This is a genomic window from Kitasatospora sp. NPDC096128 (genome assembly GCF_040303105.1).
Lineage (GTDB): Bacteria > Actinomycetota > Actinomycetes > Streptomycetales > Streptomycetaceae > Kitasatospora.
On the sequence record NZ_JBEOSP010000006.1, the window covers coordinates 214,682 to 230,461 of the forward strand.

A 15,780-nucleotide genomic window follows, 5' to 3' on the forward strand; every position below is an offset into this window, starting at 1 on the left:
CGACCGGAGCGAACCGTGTACTTCACCGACCGAGGCATCGAGGAGCTGGAGAGCCGGCGCGGCGAGGAGGAGGTCACCTTCGAGTGGCTGGCCGAGCGCCTGCGCGAGTTCGTCGACCTCAACCCGGACTTCGAGATCCCGGTCGAGCGGCTGGCCACCTGGCTGGCCCGGCTCGACGACGAGGACGACGACGAGTGACGTCCTGACGGCACGTGCGAAGGGCCCGGGAGGCGAGCGCCTCCCGGGCCCTTCGCGCGTCTCCTGTAGGGGACGGCTCCGGGGCGCGTCCGGGCCGGGTCAGGGACGGCTTCAGGGGTGAACCGCTTGCTTTTCCCGGCACGCGATATATCGTCTTTGAAAGAGAACGCGATACATCGCGATCCGCTACGGGAGGCGGCAGAGATGAGCCAGTGGACGATCGAGGGGCCCGGCAGGACCACGTTCGAGGACGCGGTCCGCGCGCTGCACGTGCGCGTCATCGACGGCACGGTGAACGTGGTCGCGGCCGAGGGCCCGGCCCGCCTGGAGGTCACCGGCCTCCAGGGCGACCCGCTGCACCTGACGCTGGTCGACGGCGTCCTGACCGTCACCTACAAGGACATCAACAGCTGGGGCGAGTTCGGCACCTGGATCAAGTCGGTCGGCTCGGTCCGCAACTTCTTCGACTCCTTCAAGCGCAAGCGCTCCGTCGACATCACCCTGACCGTGCCGGTCGGCACCGAGGTCAAGGTCGGCACCGTCTCGGCCCACTCCACCGTCAGCGGCATCGACGGCCACGTCTCGGTGCAGAGCGCCGGCGGCGACACCACCCTGGCCGGGGTGACCGGGCGGATCGACGCGAGTACCGTCACCGGCGACGTGGACGCCCAGGCGGTCGGCGGCCAGCTCAAGGTCAACACGGTCTCCGGGCAGCTCACGGTGATCGCCGGCACCGCCGACCGGATCCAGGCCAACACCGTCACCGGCGCCGTCACCCTGGACCTCGACGTGGCCGGCGAGACCGACGTCAAGGTCAACACGGTCAGCGGCCCGGTGGTGGTCCGGATCCCCTCGCTGGCCGACGCCACCGTCGAGGCCGGCTCCACCAGCGGCGACGTCTCCAGCACCTTCGACGAGCTCAAGATGAGCAGCACCTGGGGCGCCAAGAAGATCACCGGCCAGATCGGCGAGGGCCGCGGCAGCCTCAACGTCACCACCGTCTCCGGCGCGGTCACCGTGCTGCGCCGCCCCGAGTCGGAGGACGACGCCCCGGTGGTGGTCCGGGAGCTCCCGGCCGGCCCCGTCTCCGACGCGCCCACCGGCCCCGACCTCACCAAGGAGGCCTGAGATGACCCCCGTGTTCGGCCACGGCCGGCTCCGGCTCTACCTGCTGAAGCTGCTGGACGAAGCCCCGCGGCACGGCTACGAGGTGATCCGCCTGCTGGAGGAGCGCTTCCAGGGCCTGTACGCCCCCTCCGCCGGGACGGTCTACCCGCGGCTGGCGAAGCTGGAGCAGGAGGGCCTGGTCAGCCACAGCACCGAGGGCGGCCGCAAGGTCTACCGGCTGACCGACGCCGGGCGCGCCGAACTCGAAGCCCGACAGGTCGAGTTGGACGAGCTGGAGGTGGAGATCCACGACTCGGTGGCCCAGCTCGCCGGGGCGATCCGGGAGGACGTCCGGGACAGCGCCAAGGACCTGCGCGAGGAGCTCTGGCAGGCCGCCAAGCAGGCCCCCCGGCCGGACCGCGCCGAGACCGGCGACCCGTGGGCCGGGCCCTGGGGCGACAACGACTCCTGGCAGCGCGCCAAGGAGGAGTTCGCCCAGTTCAAGCGGCAGGCCAAGGAGCAGGCCAAGCGCGCCCGGGAGCAGGAGCGGGCCGCCAAGGCCAAGGCGAAGGCCGCCGAGGAGGAGGCCCGCCGGCTGCGCGAGCAGGCCAAGGCCTCCCGCACCGCCGCCCAGCAGGAGGCGCTGCGGATCAAGCGCCGGGTCGAGCAGCAGGTGCGCGAGCACGCCGCCAAGGGCGACTGGCCGACCGGGCTGGCCGAGGGCCTGTCCGAGCTGACCAAGGGCCTGGCCGGGCTGGCCGACGCGGCCCGCTGGGGCCACCCGACGGGCGAGGCCGGCGCGTCCGCCGGGACGTCCGAGGCGTCCGAGCGGATCACGGTCACCCGGATCGACCTGGACAAGGACTCGGGCGCGGACTCGGGCACGTCCGCCGACCAGGGCCAGGAGGGGCCGACCGCCCCCGCCGACCTGCCGCCGTGGGCGCGCACCGACCCGGACGGCGACCCGGCCCGCGAACTGGAGCGGCTGCTCGACCGCTTCCGCGACCAGGTCCGCGACGCGGCCCGGGACGGCGGGGTGAGCGCCGACAAGCTGGCCGAGGCCCGCTCGGTGCTGGGCACCGCCGGCGAGCGGCTGAAGCGGCTGCTCGGCTGACCCCCGCCGGCCGCGCAGGCCCGGTGCCCCGTCGGGGCGCCGGGCCGCCGCGCGTCAGGGGTTGAGCACGATCTTGCCGAAGACCTCGCCCTTGGCGAGCCGGGCGAAGCCGTCCCGGGCCTCGGCCAGCGGCAGCACCGAGTCGATCACCGGACGGACCCCGGTGTTCGCGCACAGGGCCAGCAGCCCGGCCAGCTCCTCCTTGGTGCCCATGGTCGAGCCGACCACCTTGAGCTCCAGGAAGAAGATCCGGTTCAGCTCGGCGGCCTTCGGGCTGGGGCCGGAGGTGGCACCCGAGATGACGATGGTGCCGCCCGGACGCAGCGACTTCACCGAGTGCGACCAGGTCGCGGCGCCGACCGTCTCCATCACCGCGTCCACCCGGGCGGGCAGCCGGGCACCGCTCTCGAAGGCCGCGTCCGCGCCGAGCCGGACCGCCCGGTGGCGCTTGGCCTCGTCCCGGCCGGTGACCCAGACCCGCAGGCCGGCCGCCTTGCCGAGGACGATCAGCGCGGTCGCCACCCCGCCGCCGGCGCCCTGCACCAGCACGGTGTCACCGGGCTTGACCCCGGCGTTGGTGAACAGCATCCGGTACGCCGTCAGCCAGGCCGTGGGCAGGCAGGCGGCCTCCTCGAAGCTCAGCTCGGCCGGCTTGGGCAGCAGGTTCCAGGTGGGCACGGCCACCCGCTGGGCGAAGGTGCCCTGGTAACGCTCGGTCAGGATGGACCGGGGCTCCTTCGGGCCCACCCCGTGGCCGGACTGGCCGATCACCGAGTGGATGACCACCTCGTTGCCGTCCTCGTCGACGCCCGCGGCGTCGCAGCCCAGGATCATCGGCAGCTTCTCGGCGGGCAGGCCGACTCCGCGCAGCGACCACAGGTCGTGGTGGTTGAGGCTGGCGGCCTTGACCGTGACCACGCTCCACCCGGGGCGGGCCTGCGGCTCGGGGAGTTCGCCCAACTCCAGCCCGCTGAGCGGGTCGTCGGCGTCGATACGGGCGGCATAGGCAGCAAACATGCCCCGGACACTAGCCGGGACGGCCGGGGCCGGGAACCACGCGTAGGTGTGACGCGTGTCCCGGCCCCGGGGGCTGGTGCCCGATCGTCAGATCCGGGCGACGCCCTCGGCGCGGGCGGCCTCGGCCACGGCCTTGGTGACCGCCGGGGCGACCCGCTCGTCGAACGGCGAGGGGATCACCTTCTGCGGGGTCAGCTCGTCGGCCACCACGGCGGCCAGCGCCTTGGCGGCGGCCAGCTTCATGCCCTCGGTGATCCGGGAGGCCCGCACCTGGAGGGCACCGGCGAAGATGCCCGGGAAGGCCAGCACGTTGTTGATCTGGTTCGGGAAGTCGCTGCGTCCGGTGGCGACGACCGCCGCGTACCTGTGCGCGACCTCGGGGTGGATCTCCGGGTTGGGGTTGGCCATCGCGAAGATGAACGCGCCCTCGGCCATGGTCGCCACGACCTCCTCCGGCACGGTGCCGCCGGAGACGCCGATGAACACGTCGGCGCCGGCCAGCGCGTCGGCCAGCGAGCCCTTGAGCTCCGAACGGTTGGTCAGCTCGGCGATCTCGGCCTTGACGTCCGTCAGGTCCTCACGGCCCCGGTAGACCACGCCCTTGCGGTCGCAGACGGCGACGTCGCCGATGCCCGCCGCCAGCAGCATCTTGGCGATGGCGATACCCGCCGCGCCGGCGCCGGAGATGACGGCCCGCAGCGAGCCGATCTCCCGGCCGGTCACCTTCGCGGCGTTCCACAGGGCGGCGGTGGTGACGATCGCGGTGCCGTGCTGGTCGTCGTGGAAGACCGGGATGTCCAGGGCGTCCTGGAGCCGGCGCTCGATCTCGAAGCAGCGCGGGGCGGAGATGTCCTCCAGGTTGACGCCGCCGAAGGACGGGGCCAGCCGGACCACCGTCTCGACGATCTCGTCCACCTCGGTGCAGGCGAGCGCGATCGGCACCGCGTCCACCCCGCCGAACTGCTTGAACAGGATGGCCTTGCCCTCCATCACGGGGAGCGAGGCCTCCGGGCCGATGTCACCGAGTCCCAGCACGGCGGTGCCGTCGGTGACCACCGCGACGGTGTTGGACTTCCAGGTGTAGTCGTTGACCAGCTCCGGCTGCTCGGCGATGGCCGTGCAGACCCGGGCGACACCGGGGGTGTAGGCGAGGGACAGGTCGTCCGCGTCGCGCACCGGCACGGTCGCCCGGATCTCCATCTTGCCGCCGCGGTGGAGCGCGAAAACGGCGTCGACCGGATCGTCGGTGTCCTGGGTGCTGCTGATGATCTCCGCTGCCACGATGACCTCTTCGTCATTGTTCTGGCGAGGTGCGCGGCCGACGGACCGGGCGCCCCGGCCGTAAGCCGGAAACCGGGTACGCCGAAGCGGACCCGGGGTCGGGGCGGGGGCGCTGCCGTCGGGTGGCGCCCTCGGATGAGGGTTTTATGGGGTCTTGTGTTGTCCGCTTGTGCTACCGGGCCGAGCGTAGGTCGGACCAAGGCATCGCACCTATGCCTTTTCGTCCTCGTCACGCGCAGTTCATCGCCGTGCTGTCGCGTCGGCTGGGGCCCGGTGTCGGAAGCGCCGGGCTCCGGCGGCGGCAACGGCGTTGAGGCACGCGCACCCGCAAGTGTGAACGCAGATCCGCAGGGGATCGGTGCCCCGGATACGGAGCCACGTGATGACTTCCGGTCCTGAGCACCCCGAGCCTGTCGGGGCTCGTCGGTCTGGTTCGAGCGTTCGGGGGTCACCCGGTACCGAATTCTGACACACCCGCCGCCGGGCCCGGCAGGGTGGGATGGCAGGATCGCTTGTCCGCCACTCGGCGTACACCAGTGCGCCATCGCGGAGACAACGGTTCCGCCCTCAGGAGCAACCCTCATGCCTCACCTCCCCCATGCCCGCCGCCCGGCCGTCGCCGCGGCCGCCCTGGCCGCGGCCGGCGCCCTGCTGCTCACCGGTTGCGGCGGTGGCGGGCAGGCCACCGCCGCCGCCGACCCGGTCAAGGACGTCCGCGCCAAGCTGCCGAAGGCCCAGCGCTCGGCCGGCGTGCTGCGCATCGGCATAGACGTCAACTACGCGCCGATGGAGTTCCGCGGCCCGGACGGCAAGCCGACCGGCCTCGACCCGGAGCTCGCCACCGCCCTCGGCCGGATCCTCGACGTGCGGATCGAGTTCGTGGACACCCCGTTCGACAAGCTGATACCGGACCTGCAGGGCAAGCAGTTCGACGTGGCGATGTCCTCGATCAGCGACGTCCGCGCGCGCCGCGAGGGCCTGGACGCCGACGGCAAGCAGGTCAACCCGGGCGTGGACTTCGTCGACTACTTCATCGCCGGCACCTCGATCATCGTCCCGAAGGGCAACCCCAAGGGCATCCGGACCCTGGACGACCTGTGCGGCCGGACGGTCGCCTTCCAGCAGGGCACCACCCAGGACGAGATCGCCACCCGGCAGATCGCCGTCTGCGCCCGCACCGGCAAGCAGCTGACCGTGCACCGCCTCGACAGCGACGCCAAGGCGCTGGCCGAGGTCACCGCCGGCACCGCCGCGGCCGGCCTGAACGACTTCCCGGTGGCCGCCTACGCGGCGAAGACCACGGACGGCGGGAGCCGCTTCGAGGTGACCGGCGCCCAGTCCACCTCCAACCCGTACGGCATCGCGGTCCGCAAGCAGGACACCGAGCTGCGCGACACCCTGTCCAAGGCGGTGGACCAGCTGATCCGCGGCGGCGAGTACGACAAGATCCTCGCCAAGTGGAACGTGAGCGCGGGCGCGGCGCAGAACGCGGTGGTCAACGGGGGCATCTGACCCCGGCGGGGCGCGGGCGGGGCGGCGGGGCAGCGGCGGGGCGTCCGGGAAGAGCACGGGCGGATCTGCATACTTATACGCAGGGTGACAGGGGCACGCGATCCGTCCGAATAGCGGACAGCACGCGCCCTCGTTATCCGATTTTGATCTGGATGAGGGCCACCTGACCGTCATCAGATGGCAGGATTCCCCCCATCTCGGATTGAGCCGACCACCGGTCGAGGCGGTTCAGGTCGACGTCCACCTCGGCGGAGGGTGGCGGAAGCAGTACCCGGCACCACCCTGGGCGGCCCCCTGCGCCCAGCCAACTGCACCACCCGGCAACGCACGTACGACGACGTACGCGACATGTCACCCGTACGGCTCCGTACGGCCAGCTGCCCCGGTGCGCCGCTCCCGCGGCGCGCTCCGCCCGATTTCTCTCCCCAGGAGGAGATCCCCCTCATGACCGCCCGTACCCAGCGCACCCGCCTCTTCGCGGCCGGCGTGGCTGCCGTCTCCGTGTCCCTCGTGCTGACCGGCTGTGGCAGCAGCACGTCGTCGTCCGGTTCCTCCACCGGCGCCAACCCGAACGCGACGGTCCCCGCCGTGACCGCCGACGCGTCCCTGGCCGCCCTCGTCCCGGCCGACGTCAAGTCCGCCGGCAAGATCGTGGTCGCCACCGACGCCTCCTACGCGCCCAACGAGTTCAAGGACGACAAGGGCGCCATCGTCGGCATGGACGTGGACCTGGCCAACGCCATCGCCAAGAAGCTGGGCCTGACCGCCGACGTCCAGAACGCCACCTTCGACGCGATCATCCCGGGGATCACCGGCAACAAGTACACGATGAGCCTGAGCTCCTTCACCGACACGAAGGAGCGCGAGGCGTCGGTCGACATGGTCACCTACTTCAGCGCCGGCACGGGCGCCGCGGTCAAGAAGGGGAACCCCGACAAGATCGACCCGAAGGACCTCTGCGGCAAGAAGGTCGCCGTCCAGACCGGCACCACGCAGGCCAAGGACATCACGGACACCATCAACCCCGCCTGCACCAAGGCCGGCAAGCCGACCGTCCCGAACGACGGCGACAAGTTCGACCTCCAGACCGACGTCACCCAGGCCCTGGTCTCCGGCCGCGACCAGGTCATGCTGGCCGACTCCCCGGTCGTCGACTACGCGATCAAGCAGACCAACGGCCAGTTGGAGAAGGTCGGCGACGTGACCGACACCGCCCCGTACGGCGTCGTCCTGCTGAAGGACTCGCCGCTCTCCAAGGCCGTCCAGGGAGCCATCCAGTCCCTGATGGCCGACGGCACCTACAAGAGCATCCTGGAGAAGTGGGGCGTGCAGGCAGGCGCGATCGACAAGTCCGTCATCAACGGCGCCACCAGCTGATCCCGCCGCTCTGACCACAACCCCTGAGGCCACACAGTGAACTCTTCCGACCAGGGGTCGGTTCCCCCGGGACGGCCCGAAACCCTCAAGGCCGTCCCGGTCCGCCACCCCGGACGCTGGGTCGGGGCAGCAGTCGTCGCACTCCTCGCGGCGATGCTGATCCACGCCCTCACCACGAATCCCCAGTTCCAGTGGGACGTCGTCGGCAAATACATCTTCGACTCCTCGATCCTGCACGGCCTCGGCGTCACTCTCGAACTGACCTTCCTCTCCATGCTGATCGGCGTCTCGGGCGGCGTGATCCTCGCGATCATGCGCTTGTCGCCGAACCCGGTGCTCTCCAGCACCGCCTGGTTCTACATCTGGGTCTTCCGCGGCACCCCGGTCCTGGTCCAGCTGCTGTTCTGGAACTTCCTGGGCACGCTGTGGGCCAACATCTCGATCGGCATCCCGTTCGGCCCGGCCTTCTGGTCCCAGCCGACCAACGAGGCGATCCCGCTGTTCGTCGCCGCACTGCTGGGCCTCGGCCTCAACGAAGCCGCCTACATGGCGGAGATCGTCCGCGGCGGCATCCAGTCCGTGCCGCTCGGCCAGACCGAAGCCGCGCACGCACTGGGCATGAGCCAGTTCAACACCATGCGGCGGATCATCCTGCCGCAGGCCATGCGCGTGATCATCCCGCCGACCGGCAACGAGACCATCTCGATGCTGAAGACCACCTCGCTGGTCTCGTCGATCGCCCTGGAGGAACTGCTCCGGGCCGGCCAGAACATCTACTCGCGCACGTTCCAGACCATTCCGCTGCTGATCGTCGTCAGCATCTGGTACCTGCTGATGACCTCGATCCTCACCGTGGTCCAGTACTACATCGAGCGCCACTACGCCCGCGGCGCCAACCGGGTGCTCCCGCCCACGCCGCTGCAGCGGCTGCGCCGCCTGTTCGCCGGTCGGCCCGTCCCGCCGGCGAAGGACGACGTGGTGCCCGGCCTCGAAGGAGGTGGCCACGTATGACCGATCTGACGAAGCCGCAACCGCAGGACGCCGCAGGCGTCCCGATGGTCGAGGCGCAGGGTGTGCGCAAGTCGTTCGGCCTGGTGGAGGTGCTCAAGGGCATCGACCTGGAGGTCAAGAAGGGCGAGGTGTTCGTCCTGGTCGGCCCCTCCGGGTCCGGCAAGTCGACCTTCCTCCGGTGCATCAACCACCTGGAGAAGATCAACGGCGGCCTCCTCTCGGTGGACGGCGAACTCGTCGGCTACCAGATGCGGGGCGGCCGACTGCACGAGCTGAAGGACCGCGAGGTCGCACAGAAGCGCCGCGACATCGGCATGGTGTTCCAGCACTTCAACCTGTTCCCGCACATGACCGCCATAGAGAACGTCATCGAGGCGCCGGTCCAGGTCAAGGGCGAGAGCAAGGCCGCGGCCCGCGAGCGCGGGATGGCCCTGCTGGAGCGGGTCGGCCTGGCCGACAAGGCGAAGAACTACCCCTCGCAGCTCTCCGGCGGCCAGCAGCAGCGCGTGGCGATCGCCCGCGCGCTGGCCATGAAGCCCAAGCTGATGCTCTTCGACGAGCCCACCTCGGCGCTCGACCCGGAGCTGGTCGGCGACGTCCTGGACGTCATGCGCGGCCTGGCCGAGGAGGGCATGACGATGGTGGTCGTCACCCACGAGATGGGCTTCGCCCGCGAGGTCGGCGACGCGCTGGTGTTCATGGACGGCGGCGTGGTGGTCGAGTCCGGCAACCCCCGCGAGGTGCTCTCCAACCCCCAGCACGAGCGCACCAGGGCCTTCCTCTCCAAGGTCCTCTGAGCCCGCACGGTCGGCGCCCGGCAGGCAGTTCCTGCCGGGCGCCGACGTTTTCCCCGGCCGGGTAATAGGCTGGAAGCGCCCAGCCCGTTACCGAAACAATCCGGGCCCGTTACCGACACTCTTGGAAGGACCGCCGTGGAGCTCGCCTCGTACGCCGATCTCGCCGTTCGGCTGGTGAACACCGAGGAACCCGAGCGCGGCACCGACACGCTGACCTCGGTGGACGCCGTGCGCGCCCTGTTCTCCGACTCCTCCCGCGCCGCCGCGCTGGCCGACGAGTCCGACGTGCCCCGGCTGCGGGCGGTGCGGACCAGGCTGCGCGGGGTGTTCGAGGCCGCCGCGGAAGGGGACGAGATCCGGGCCGTCGACCTGCTGAACAGCCTGCTGATGGAGTACCCCGTCAGCCCGCTGGTCTCCGGGCACGACTACCTGGACGACGCCGGCCGGCCGCGCTGGCACCTGCACCTGGCCGACAACTCGCCGACCGCCACCGCGCACTTCAGCGCCGTCGCCTGCATGGGCCTCGCCGTGCACCTCACCGAGCTGGGCGCCGACCGGCTCGGCATCTGCCAGGCCGCGCCGTGCCGCAACGCCTACCTGGACACCTCGACCAACCGCTCCCGCCGCTACTGCTCCGACCGCTGCGCGACCCGCGCCAACGTCGCCGCGTACCGGGCCCGCAAGCGGCAGGAGGCCGAGGCGGCGCTCAACGCCGGGCAGTAGGGCCCTCCGGCCGGGCCGCCTCAGAGCTCGTCGACGAAGACCCCGAAGCGGCGGGCCAGGCCCGGCACCCGGGCCAGCCGGGGGCCGAGCAGCAGCCGCTCCAGCCCGCGGCCCGGCGCCAGCCAGGCCGGGCTCGGGCGCAGCCGCAGCAGCACCCGCCCGAGCACCAGCTCGTCCGGGACCGGGCCGTAGCTGCGGCTGTCGCTGTCCACCGGACGGTTGTCGGACAGCAGCCACCAGCCCTTCGGGCGGCGCTCGGCGGCCCGCTTCACCACCAGCAGGTCCTGCTGGAGCGGGTGGCGGAACAGCACCACCGCGCCGGGCCGGATCGGGGCGCCGTAGCGGACCAGCAGCTGGTCGCCCTCGCGCAGGGTCGGCACCATCGACGGGCCCGCCACGTCCACCAGCCCGAACGGCACCGCGCCGACCCGCGCGCCGACCCGCGTGCCGCCCTGCGGCTCCGTGCTCCGCACCATGGCTCCTCCTCCCGGTCCGACCGCCCCCAGTCTGCCGTACGGACCGTCATCTGTTCGATGTCCGGATTACCCCGGTTGCGGGTCCGTCTTTTGCCCTAGGCCCACCGCCCGGCCGCGAAACCCGGAGGCCGGAAGGGTAATCTCGGGCGCGGGAAGACGATCTAAGGAAGGACTCCCATGTTCTCTCGTCTGTTTGCACCGCGTGCCACTGCTCACGCCCACTGCGACCTGCCGTGCGGTGTCTACGACCCGGCGCAGGCCAAGCTGGAGGCCGAGTCGGTCAAGGCCACCCAGGAGAAGTACCAGGCCAACGAGGACCCGCACTTCCGCGCCCGCGCCATCATCATCAAGGAGCAGCGCGCCGAGGCCGTCAAGCACCACATCTCGGTGCTGTGGAGCGACTACTTCAAGGCCCCGCACTTCGAGAAGTACCCGCAGCTGCACCAGCTGATCAACGACACCCTGAAGGCCGCCTCGGCCGCCAAGGCGTCCACGGACCCGGCCACCGGCCAGGCCCTGCTGGACCTGATCGCCGAGGTCGACAAGATCTTCTGGGAGACCAAGCAGGCCTGAGCCTGACGCGTCGCCACCCGGCCGCCCCCGTCCGCACCGTCGGACGGGGGCGGTCGTGCGTTCACGCGCCCCCCAAACCGGTAAGGGTTGCCTGCCCTGAGTGGCTGTTATGCTGCCAGGGCGTCCGAGGGGGAAGTCCGGTGAGAGTCCGGCGCTGACCCGCAACGGTGAGCGCGGCCCGCAGTCCCGGGGCCGTGCCAGCCCGATCGCCCCCGGCCGCTGAACTCCCGACAACTCGCCGTGGACTGCGAGGGGAAGGCGCCCGGGCACGCCCCCGGCCGGCGCCCGCCCCGGCACACCCGCGGCCCGAGGCAAGGCGCGCCCGCACGTGAGTGACCCCGTCCGCCGAATACCGACCGTCCCCCTCGCCCTCGGCCTCGCCACCGCCCTGGCGGCCTCCCTGGTCTGCGGCGTCGCGTTCGGCGCCTCCGGGATCGAACTCCCCGACGTCCTGAGGCTGTTGGCCGCCGGACTGACGGGCGGACGGCTGGACCCGGACGACGCGTCGGCGTACGCGATCGTCTGGGAGCTCCGGCTGCCGCGCACCCTGCTGGCCGCCGTGGTCGGCGGCGGACTCGCCGCCACCGGGGTCGCCGTCCAGGCCCTGGTCCGCAACGCCCTCGCCGACCCCTTCGTGCTCGGCATCTCCTCCGGCGCGGCCGTCGGCGCCAACGCCGTCCTGCTGCTCGGCGCCTTCGCCTCGCTCGGGGTGTGGGCGATCTCCGTCTCCGCGTTCGGCTCCGCGCTGCTCGCCATGGTGCTGGTCTACCTCGCCGCCCGCACCGCGTACGGGCTCACCCCGCTGCGCCTCGTGCTCACCGGCACCGCGCTCTCCTACGGCTTCTCCGCCCTCACCACCCTGATGGTCTTCTCCGCCGACCACGCCGAGGCCGCCCGGGACGCCATGATGTGGCTGCTCGGCAGCCTGGGCGGCGCCACCTGGGGCTCGGTGCCGATCGCCGCCGGGACCGTCCTGGCCGGACTGGCCTACCTGGCCTGCGCCGCCGGGCGGTTGGACGCGCTCGCGATGGGCGACGAGACCTCCGCCTCGCTCGGCGTGGACCCGGACCGGCTGCGCCGGGAGCTGTTCGTGGTCACCGCCGCCGTCACCGGCACCGTGGTCGCGGTCAGCGGGGCGATCGGCTTCGTCGGGCTGCTGGTGCCCCACCTGGCCCGGATACTGGTCGGCGCCGGCCACCGCCGGGTGCTGGTGGTCGCGCCGCTCGCCGGGGCCCTGCTGCTGGTCTGGGTGGACATCGCCTCCCGCACCCTGCTGGCACCCGCCGAACTGCCGGTCGGGGTGTTCACCGCGGTGCTCGGGGTGCCCGCCTTCCTGCTGATGATGCGCCGCCGCGGCCAGGCCTTCGGGGGCCGGCGATGACTGGGATCACCGAGGTGACGGGGGCGGAGGAACTGCGCGTCGACGGCGTCTCGGTGGAACTGGCCGGCGCCCGGCTGGTCCACGAGGTGAGCCTGGCGGCCGCCGCCGGGCAGGTGATCGGACTGATCGGCCCGAACGGCAGCGGCAAGTCGACCCTGCTGCGCTGCGTCTACCGGGTGCTGCGCCCGGCCGGCGGGACCGTCCGGCTGGACGGCGACGACCTGCACGCGCTCACCGCCCGCGACGCCGCCCGCCGGGTGGCCGCGCTGACCCAGGAGCACCCCGCCGAGTTCGAGTTCACGGTGGCCGAGGTGGTCGCCATGGGCCGGCTGCCGCACCGGCGCGGGCTGGGCGGCAGCCCGACCGCCGGGGACCGGGAGCGCTGCGCCGCCGCGCTGGACCGGGTCCGGGCCGGGCACCTCGCCGAACGCGCCTTCCCGAGCCTGTCCGGCGGCGAGAAGCAGCGGGTGCTGATCGCCCGCGCCCTCGTCCAGGAACCGCGCCTGCTGGTGCTGGACGAACCCACCAACCACCTGGACATCGCGCACCAGTTGGAGGTGCTGGCGCTCGCCCGCGAGGCCGGGCCGACGGTGCTCACCGCGCTGCACGACCTCAACCTGGCGGCGGGCCACTGCGACCGGCTGTACGTGCTGGCGGCCGGCCGGATCGTCGCCGCCGGCGAGCCCGGTGAGGTGCTCCGACCCGAGCTGCTGGCCGAGGTGTTCGGCGTCCGGGCCACCCCGGTCCGCCACCCGGGGACCGGCGCCCTCCAGCTGCTGTTCGACCGCCTCCCCTGAAGCCCCGCCGAAGCCCCGTTGAAGCCCCGAGAGGAACCCGTATGCGCTCCAAGGCCGTTGCCGCCACCGCCCTGCTCACCCTCGGACTCACCGCCTGCGGCGCCGAGTTCACCCCGGGCCCCGGCGCCACCACCGCCTCCGCCCACTACCCGGTGACCGTGGAGAACTGCGGCGAGCAGCTCACCTTCGCGCAGAAGCCCGCCCGGGTGGTGACCAACGACGTCAACATCACCGAGCTGATGCTCTCCCTCGGCCTCGCCGACCGGATGGCCGGCTACGTGATGCCCGACGACAAGGGCCGGGTCGACCAGGTGGCCTGGAAGGACGGCTACCAGCAGACCACGTGGCTCTCCAAGAAGGTGCTCACCAAGGAGATCGCCCTGGACGCCAAGGCCGACCTGGTGTTCGCCGGCTGGCACTACGGCTTCGACGAGGGCAGCGGGGTCACCCCGCAGGCGTTCAAGGCGCTCGGCGTGGACTCCTACGTGCTCAGCGAGTCCTGCCGCAGCGGCAAGGGCAGTGAGCGCGGGGTGATGGACCCGCTGGAGGCGCTCTACACCGACCTGGCCAACCTGGGCGCGATCTTCGACGTCAAGGACCGGGCCGACAAGCTGATCGCCGAGTCGAGGGCGACCATCGCCGCCGTCCCCCGGCCGGAGCGCCGCCCGTCCGTCTTCCTGTACGACAGCGGGCAGGACAAGCCGTACACCGCCGGGAAGTTCGCCGCCGCGGACGAGATCATCGCGAAGGCCGGCGGGACCAACATCATGGGCGACCTCGCGGACACCTGGGTCACCGCGGGCTGGGAGAGCGTGGTGCAGCGCGACCCCGAGGTGATCGTGATCAACAACTACGCGACCCCGGGGGCCGAGGAGAAGCGGAGGTTCCTCAAGTCCTTCCCGCCGCTGGCGAACGTCGCCGCGGTCAGGAACGACCGGATCTTCGTCATGGACTACGTCGACCTGGTCGAAAGCCCGCGCAACCCGGCCGCGATCAGCACCCTGGCCGAGTTCCTGCGCACCGTCCCGGCCCGCTGACCGGGGCACCGACCGGGGCGCCGGCCCACGCTCGGACCGGCCGGCCCGCCGGTCCGCTCCGCCCCGGCCCCGATCCGGCCCCGCTTCGGGCCTGGGCGAGAAGGGACCCGAGCAGTAGGCTCGCGGCATGATCCGCACCGCCGTCGTCTCCGACGTTCCCGCCGTCCTGGCCATGATCCGCGAACTGGCGGACTACGAGAAGGCCCCCCAGGAGGCGGTGGCCACCGAGGAGCAACTGCGCGAGGCGCTGTTCGGTGCCGACCCGGCGCTGTACGGCCTGATCGCAGAGGACGACACCACCGGCGAGCCGGTCGGTTTCGCGGTGTGGTTCCTCAACTTCTCGACCTGGCGCGGCACCCACGGGATCTACCTGGAGGACCTCTACGTCCGCCCGGAGTCCCGGGGCGGCGGCCACGGCAAGGCGCTCCTGCTGGAGCTGGCGCGGATCGCCGTCGAGCGCGGCTACGCCCGGGTCGAGTGGTCGGTGCTGGACTGGAACCAGCCCTCGATCGACTTCTACCGGTCGATCGGCGCGGTGCCGATGGACGGGTGGACGGTGTACCGGCTCACCGACGAGGCACTCACGGCCGCCGGGAAGCGTTGAACGGACGCACGGAGTACGGGCAAAGCCCCTGCCACCCTGCGTCGCAATGCCTTACCATGAGTAACTCCCGCACCGGTTGCGGGGGCCACGGAACGCTGACGGGTCCACCGCGTCGACGCCCCTCGCGAGGGGCGCCTGCGCCGAAGCCGACAGCGGTAGCACAGCAGTAGCAATGGCCCCCACCGGGGGAACCAAGCAAGCACAGCGCGTCACCCAGGAGGCAAGGGTGTCCCAGATCGACAGCGATCTCGGAGTTCAGGACTTCGTGGAGGTCCGGCTGCCCGCGGCGGGGGCCTACCTCTCCGTGCTGCGAACAGCGACGGCCGGGCTCGCGGCCCGGTTGGACTTCACCCTCGACGAGATCGAGGACCTGCGGATCGCGGTCGACGAGGCCTGCGCCATCCTGCTCCAGCAGGCGGTGCCCGGCTCCGTCCTGTCCTGCGAGTTCCGCCTGGTCGGCGACTCGTTGAAGGTGACCGTCGCCGCTCCCACCACGGACGGCAAGGCGCCCGAGCGGGACACCTTCGCCTGGACGGTGCTCTCCGCGCTGGCCGGCGAGGTGGACTCCTCGGTCGCCGAGGACAACACCGTCACGATCAGCCTGCACAAGAAGCGCGGCGGGTCCGCCGCCCACTGACCGGGCACCGAGCAGCACCCTGCAAGGGCCGTCCGCCGCACCCCTCCGGGGGCCCAAGGCGGGCGGCTCCCGGTACCGCCCCCCAGCGGTACGACCAACGAGACGATGCCGGGGCCGCGGCCCCGGTGCTCCCGGAAC

The 15,780-nt window shown here is 71.9% G+C and carries 17 protein-coding genes; 14 read left to right on the forward strand and 3 right to left on the reverse strand.

Features of this window, described 5'->3' with window-relative positions; all coding sequences use genetic code 11:
* Positions 1–15: 15 nt before the first annotated feature.
* The 3 genes from ABTY61_RS09765 (at position 16) to ABTY61_RS09775 (ending at position 2,419) form a co-directional block, all read left to right on the forward strand.
* Positions 16–198, forward strand: a complete 183-nt coding sequence (locus ABTY61_RS09765) for a DUF6104 family protein (RefSeq protein ID WP_350504423.1) — start codon at positions 16–18, stop codon at positions 196–198.
* 204 nt (positions 199–402) lie between these two features.
* The gene (locus ABTY61_RS09770; RefSeq protein WP_350504424.1) at positions 403–1,326 is read left to right on the forward strand and encodes a DUF4097 family beta strand repeat-containing protein; all 924 of its coding nucleotides are present in this window, start codon (positions 403–405) and stop codon (positions 1,324–1,326) included.
* A gap of 1 nt (position 1,327) precedes the next feature.
* The gene (locus ABTY61_RS09775; RefSeq protein ID WP_350504425.1) at positions 1,328–2,419 is read left to right on the forward strand and encodes a PadR family transcriptional regulator; all 1,092 of its coding nucleotides are present in this window, start codon (positions 1,328–1,330) and stop codon (positions 2,417–2,419) included.
* Between the two features lie 54 nt (positions 2,420–2,473).
* Here ABTY61_RS09775 and ABTY61_RS09780 read toward each other — a convergent pair whose 3' ends face one another.
* Positions 2,474–3,436, reverse strand: a complete 963-nt coding sequence (locus ABTY61_RS09780) for a zinc-binding dehydrogenase (RefSeq protein WP_350504426.1) — start codon at positions 3,434–3,436, stop codon at positions 2,474–2,476.
* Between the two features lie 87 nt (positions 3,437–3,523).
* Positions 3,524–4,717, reverse strand: a complete 1,194-nt coding sequence (locus ABTY61_RS09785) for an NAD(P)-dependent malic enzyme (RefSeq protein ID WP_350504427.1) — start codon at positions 4,715–4,717, stop codon at positions 3,524–3,526.
* Positions 4,718–5,299: 582 nt separating this feature from the next.
* On the opposite strand from ABTY61_RS09785, the gene ABTY61_RS09790 reads away from it, so the two are divergent.
* The 5 genes from ABTY61_RS09790 (at position 5,300) to ABTY61_RS09810 (ending at position 10,137) form a co-directional block, all read left to right on the forward strand.
* Positions 5,300–6,229: an ABC transporter substrate-binding protein gene (locus ABTY61_RS09790; RefSeq protein WP_350504428.1), complete on the forward strand. Its 930-nt coding sequence runs from the start codon at positions 5,300–5,302 to the stop codon at positions 6,227–6,229.
* Between the two features lie 444 nt (positions 6,230–6,673).
* Complete coding sequence (locus ABTY61_RS09795) at positions 6,674–7,606, forward strand: ABC transporter substrate-binding protein (RefSeq protein ID WP_350504429.1); 933 nt, start codon at positions 6,674–6,676, stop codon at positions 7,604–7,606.
* 153 nt (positions 7,607–7,759) lie between these two features.
* On the forward strand, positions 7,760–8,617 hold the full coding sequence (locus ABTY61_RS09800) for an amino acid ABC transporter permease (RefSeq protein ID WP_350504430.1): 858 nt from the start codon (positions 7,760–7,762) through the stop codon (positions 8,615–8,617).
* A 44-nt stretch (positions 8,618–8,661) separates the two neighbouring features.
* Positions 8,662–9,414, forward strand: coding sequence for an amino acid ABC transporter ATP-binding protein (locus ABTY61_RS09805; protein WP_350504496.1), 753 nt, complete (start codon positions 8,662–8,664; stop codon positions 9,412–9,414).
* A 135-nt stretch (positions 9,415–9,549) separates the two neighbouring features.
* Positions 9,550–10,137 carry a CGNR zinc finger domain-containing protein gene (locus ABTY61_RS09810; RefSeq protein ID WP_350504431.1) on the forward strand — a complete coding sequence of 196 codons (588 nt, stop codon included), beginning with the start codon at positions 9,550–9,552 and terminating at the stop codon, positions 10,135–10,137.
* Between the two features lie 20 nt (positions 10,138–10,157).
* Here the strand turns inward: ABTY61_RS09810 and sodX are convergent, their stop codons facing one another.
* Positions 10,158–10,613: a nickel-type superoxide dismutase maturation protease gene (gene sodX, locus ABTY61_RS09815; protein WP_350504432.1), complete on the reverse strand. Its 456-nt coding sequence runs from the start codon at positions 10,611–10,613 to the stop codon at positions 10,158–10,160.
* 177 nt (positions 10,614–10,790) lie between these two features.
* Here sodX and sodN point away from each other — a divergent pair, with 177 nt between their 5' ends.
* From sodN to ABTY61_RS09845, 6 genes are all read left to right on the forward strand, one after another.
* Complete coding sequence (gene sodN, locus ABTY61_RS09820) at positions 10,791–11,186, forward strand: superoxide dismutase, Ni (protein ID WP_045699892.1); 396 nt, start codon at positions 10,791–10,793, stop codon at positions 11,184–11,186.
* Between the two features lie 328 nt (positions 11,187–11,514).
* Complete coding sequence (locus ABTY61_RS09825) at positions 11,515–12,567, forward strand: FecCD family ABC transporter permease (protein ID WP_350504433.1); 1,053 nt, start codon at positions 11,515–11,517, stop codon at positions 12,565–12,567.
* Positions 12,564–13,364 carry an ABC transporter ATP-binding protein gene (locus ABTY61_RS09830; protein WP_350504434.1) on the forward strand — a complete coding sequence of 267 codons (801 nt, stop codon included), beginning with the start codon at positions 12,564–12,566 and terminating at the stop codon, positions 13,362–13,364. The genes ABTY61_RS09825 and ABTY61_RS09830 overlap by 4 nt, the downstream gene beginning before the upstream one ends.
* A 41-nt stretch (positions 13,365–13,405) precedes the next feature.
* Positions 13,406–14,401: an ABC transporter substrate-binding protein gene (locus ABTY61_RS09835; protein WP_350504435.1), complete on the forward strand. Its 996-nt coding sequence runs from the start codon at positions 13,406–13,408 to the stop codon at positions 14,399–14,401.
* Between the two features lie 127 nt (positions 14,402–14,528).
* Entirely contained in the window at positions 14,529–15,005 is a 477-nt protein-coding gene (locus tag ABTY61_RS09840; protein ID WP_350504436.1) for a GNAT family N-acetyltransferase, read from the forward strand.
* A 172-nt stretch (positions 15,006–15,177) separates the two neighbouring features.
* Complete coding sequence (locus ABTY61_RS09845; RefSeq protein WP_502895256.1) at positions 15,178–15,642, forward strand: ATP-binding protein; 465 nt, start codon at positions 15,178–15,180, stop codon at positions 15,640–15,642.
* Positions 15,643–15,780 lie beyond the last annotated feature (138 nt).

Coding starts and splice junctions, on each gene's coding strand:
- ABTY61_RS09800 (WP_350504430.1), top strand. CDS start 7,760: ATGCTGATCCACGCCCTCACCACGAATCCCCAGTTCCAGTGGGACGTC.
- ABTY61_RS09775 (WP_350504425.1), top strand. CDS start 1,328: ATGACCCCCGTGTTCGGCCACGGCCGGCTCCGGCTCTACCTGCTGAAG.
- ABTY61_RS09840 (WP_350504436.1), top strand. CDS start 14,529: ATGATCCGCACCGCCGTCGTCTCCGACGTTCCCGCCGTCCTGGCCATG.
- ABTY61_RS09830 (WP_350504434.1), top strand. CDS start 12,564: ATGACTGGGATCACCGAGGTGACGGGGGCGGAGGAACTGCGCGTCGAC.
- ABTY61_RS09805 (WP_350504496.1), top strand. CDS start 8,662: ATGGTCGAGGCGCAGGGTGTGCGCAAGTCGTTCGGCCTGGTGGAGGTG.
- ABTY61_RS09770 (WP_350504424.1), top strand. CDS start 403: ATGAGCCAGTGGACGATCGAGGGGCCCGGCAGGACCACGTTCGAGGAC.
- ABTY61_RS09790 (WP_350504428.1), top strand. CDS start 5,300: ATGCCTCACCTCCCCCATGCCCGCCGCCCGGCCGTCGCCGCGGCCGCC.
- sodN (WP_045699892.1), top strand. CDS start 10,791: ATGTTCTCTCGTCTGTTTGCACCGCGTGCCACTGCTCACGCCCACTGC.
- ABTY61_RS09780 (WP_350504426.1), bottom strand. CDS start 3,436: ATGTTTGCTGCCTATGCCGCCCGTATCGACGCCGACGACCCGCTCAGC.
- sodX (WP_350504432.1), bottom strand. CDS start 10,613: ATGGTGCGGAGCACGGAGCCGCAGGGCGGCACGCGGGTCGGCGCGCGG.
- ABTY61_RS09795 (WP_350504429.1), top strand. CDS start 6,674: ATGACCGCCCGTACCCAGCGCACCCGCCTCTTCGCGGCCGGCGTGGCT.
- ABTY61_RS09835 (WP_350504435.1), top strand. CDS start 13,406: ATGCGCTCCAAGGCCGTTGCCGCCACCGCCCTGCTCACCCTCGGACTC.
- ABTY61_RS09845 (WP_502895256.1), top strand. CDS start 15,178: ATGGCCCCCACCGGGGGAACCAAGCAAGCACAGCGCGTCACCCAGGAG.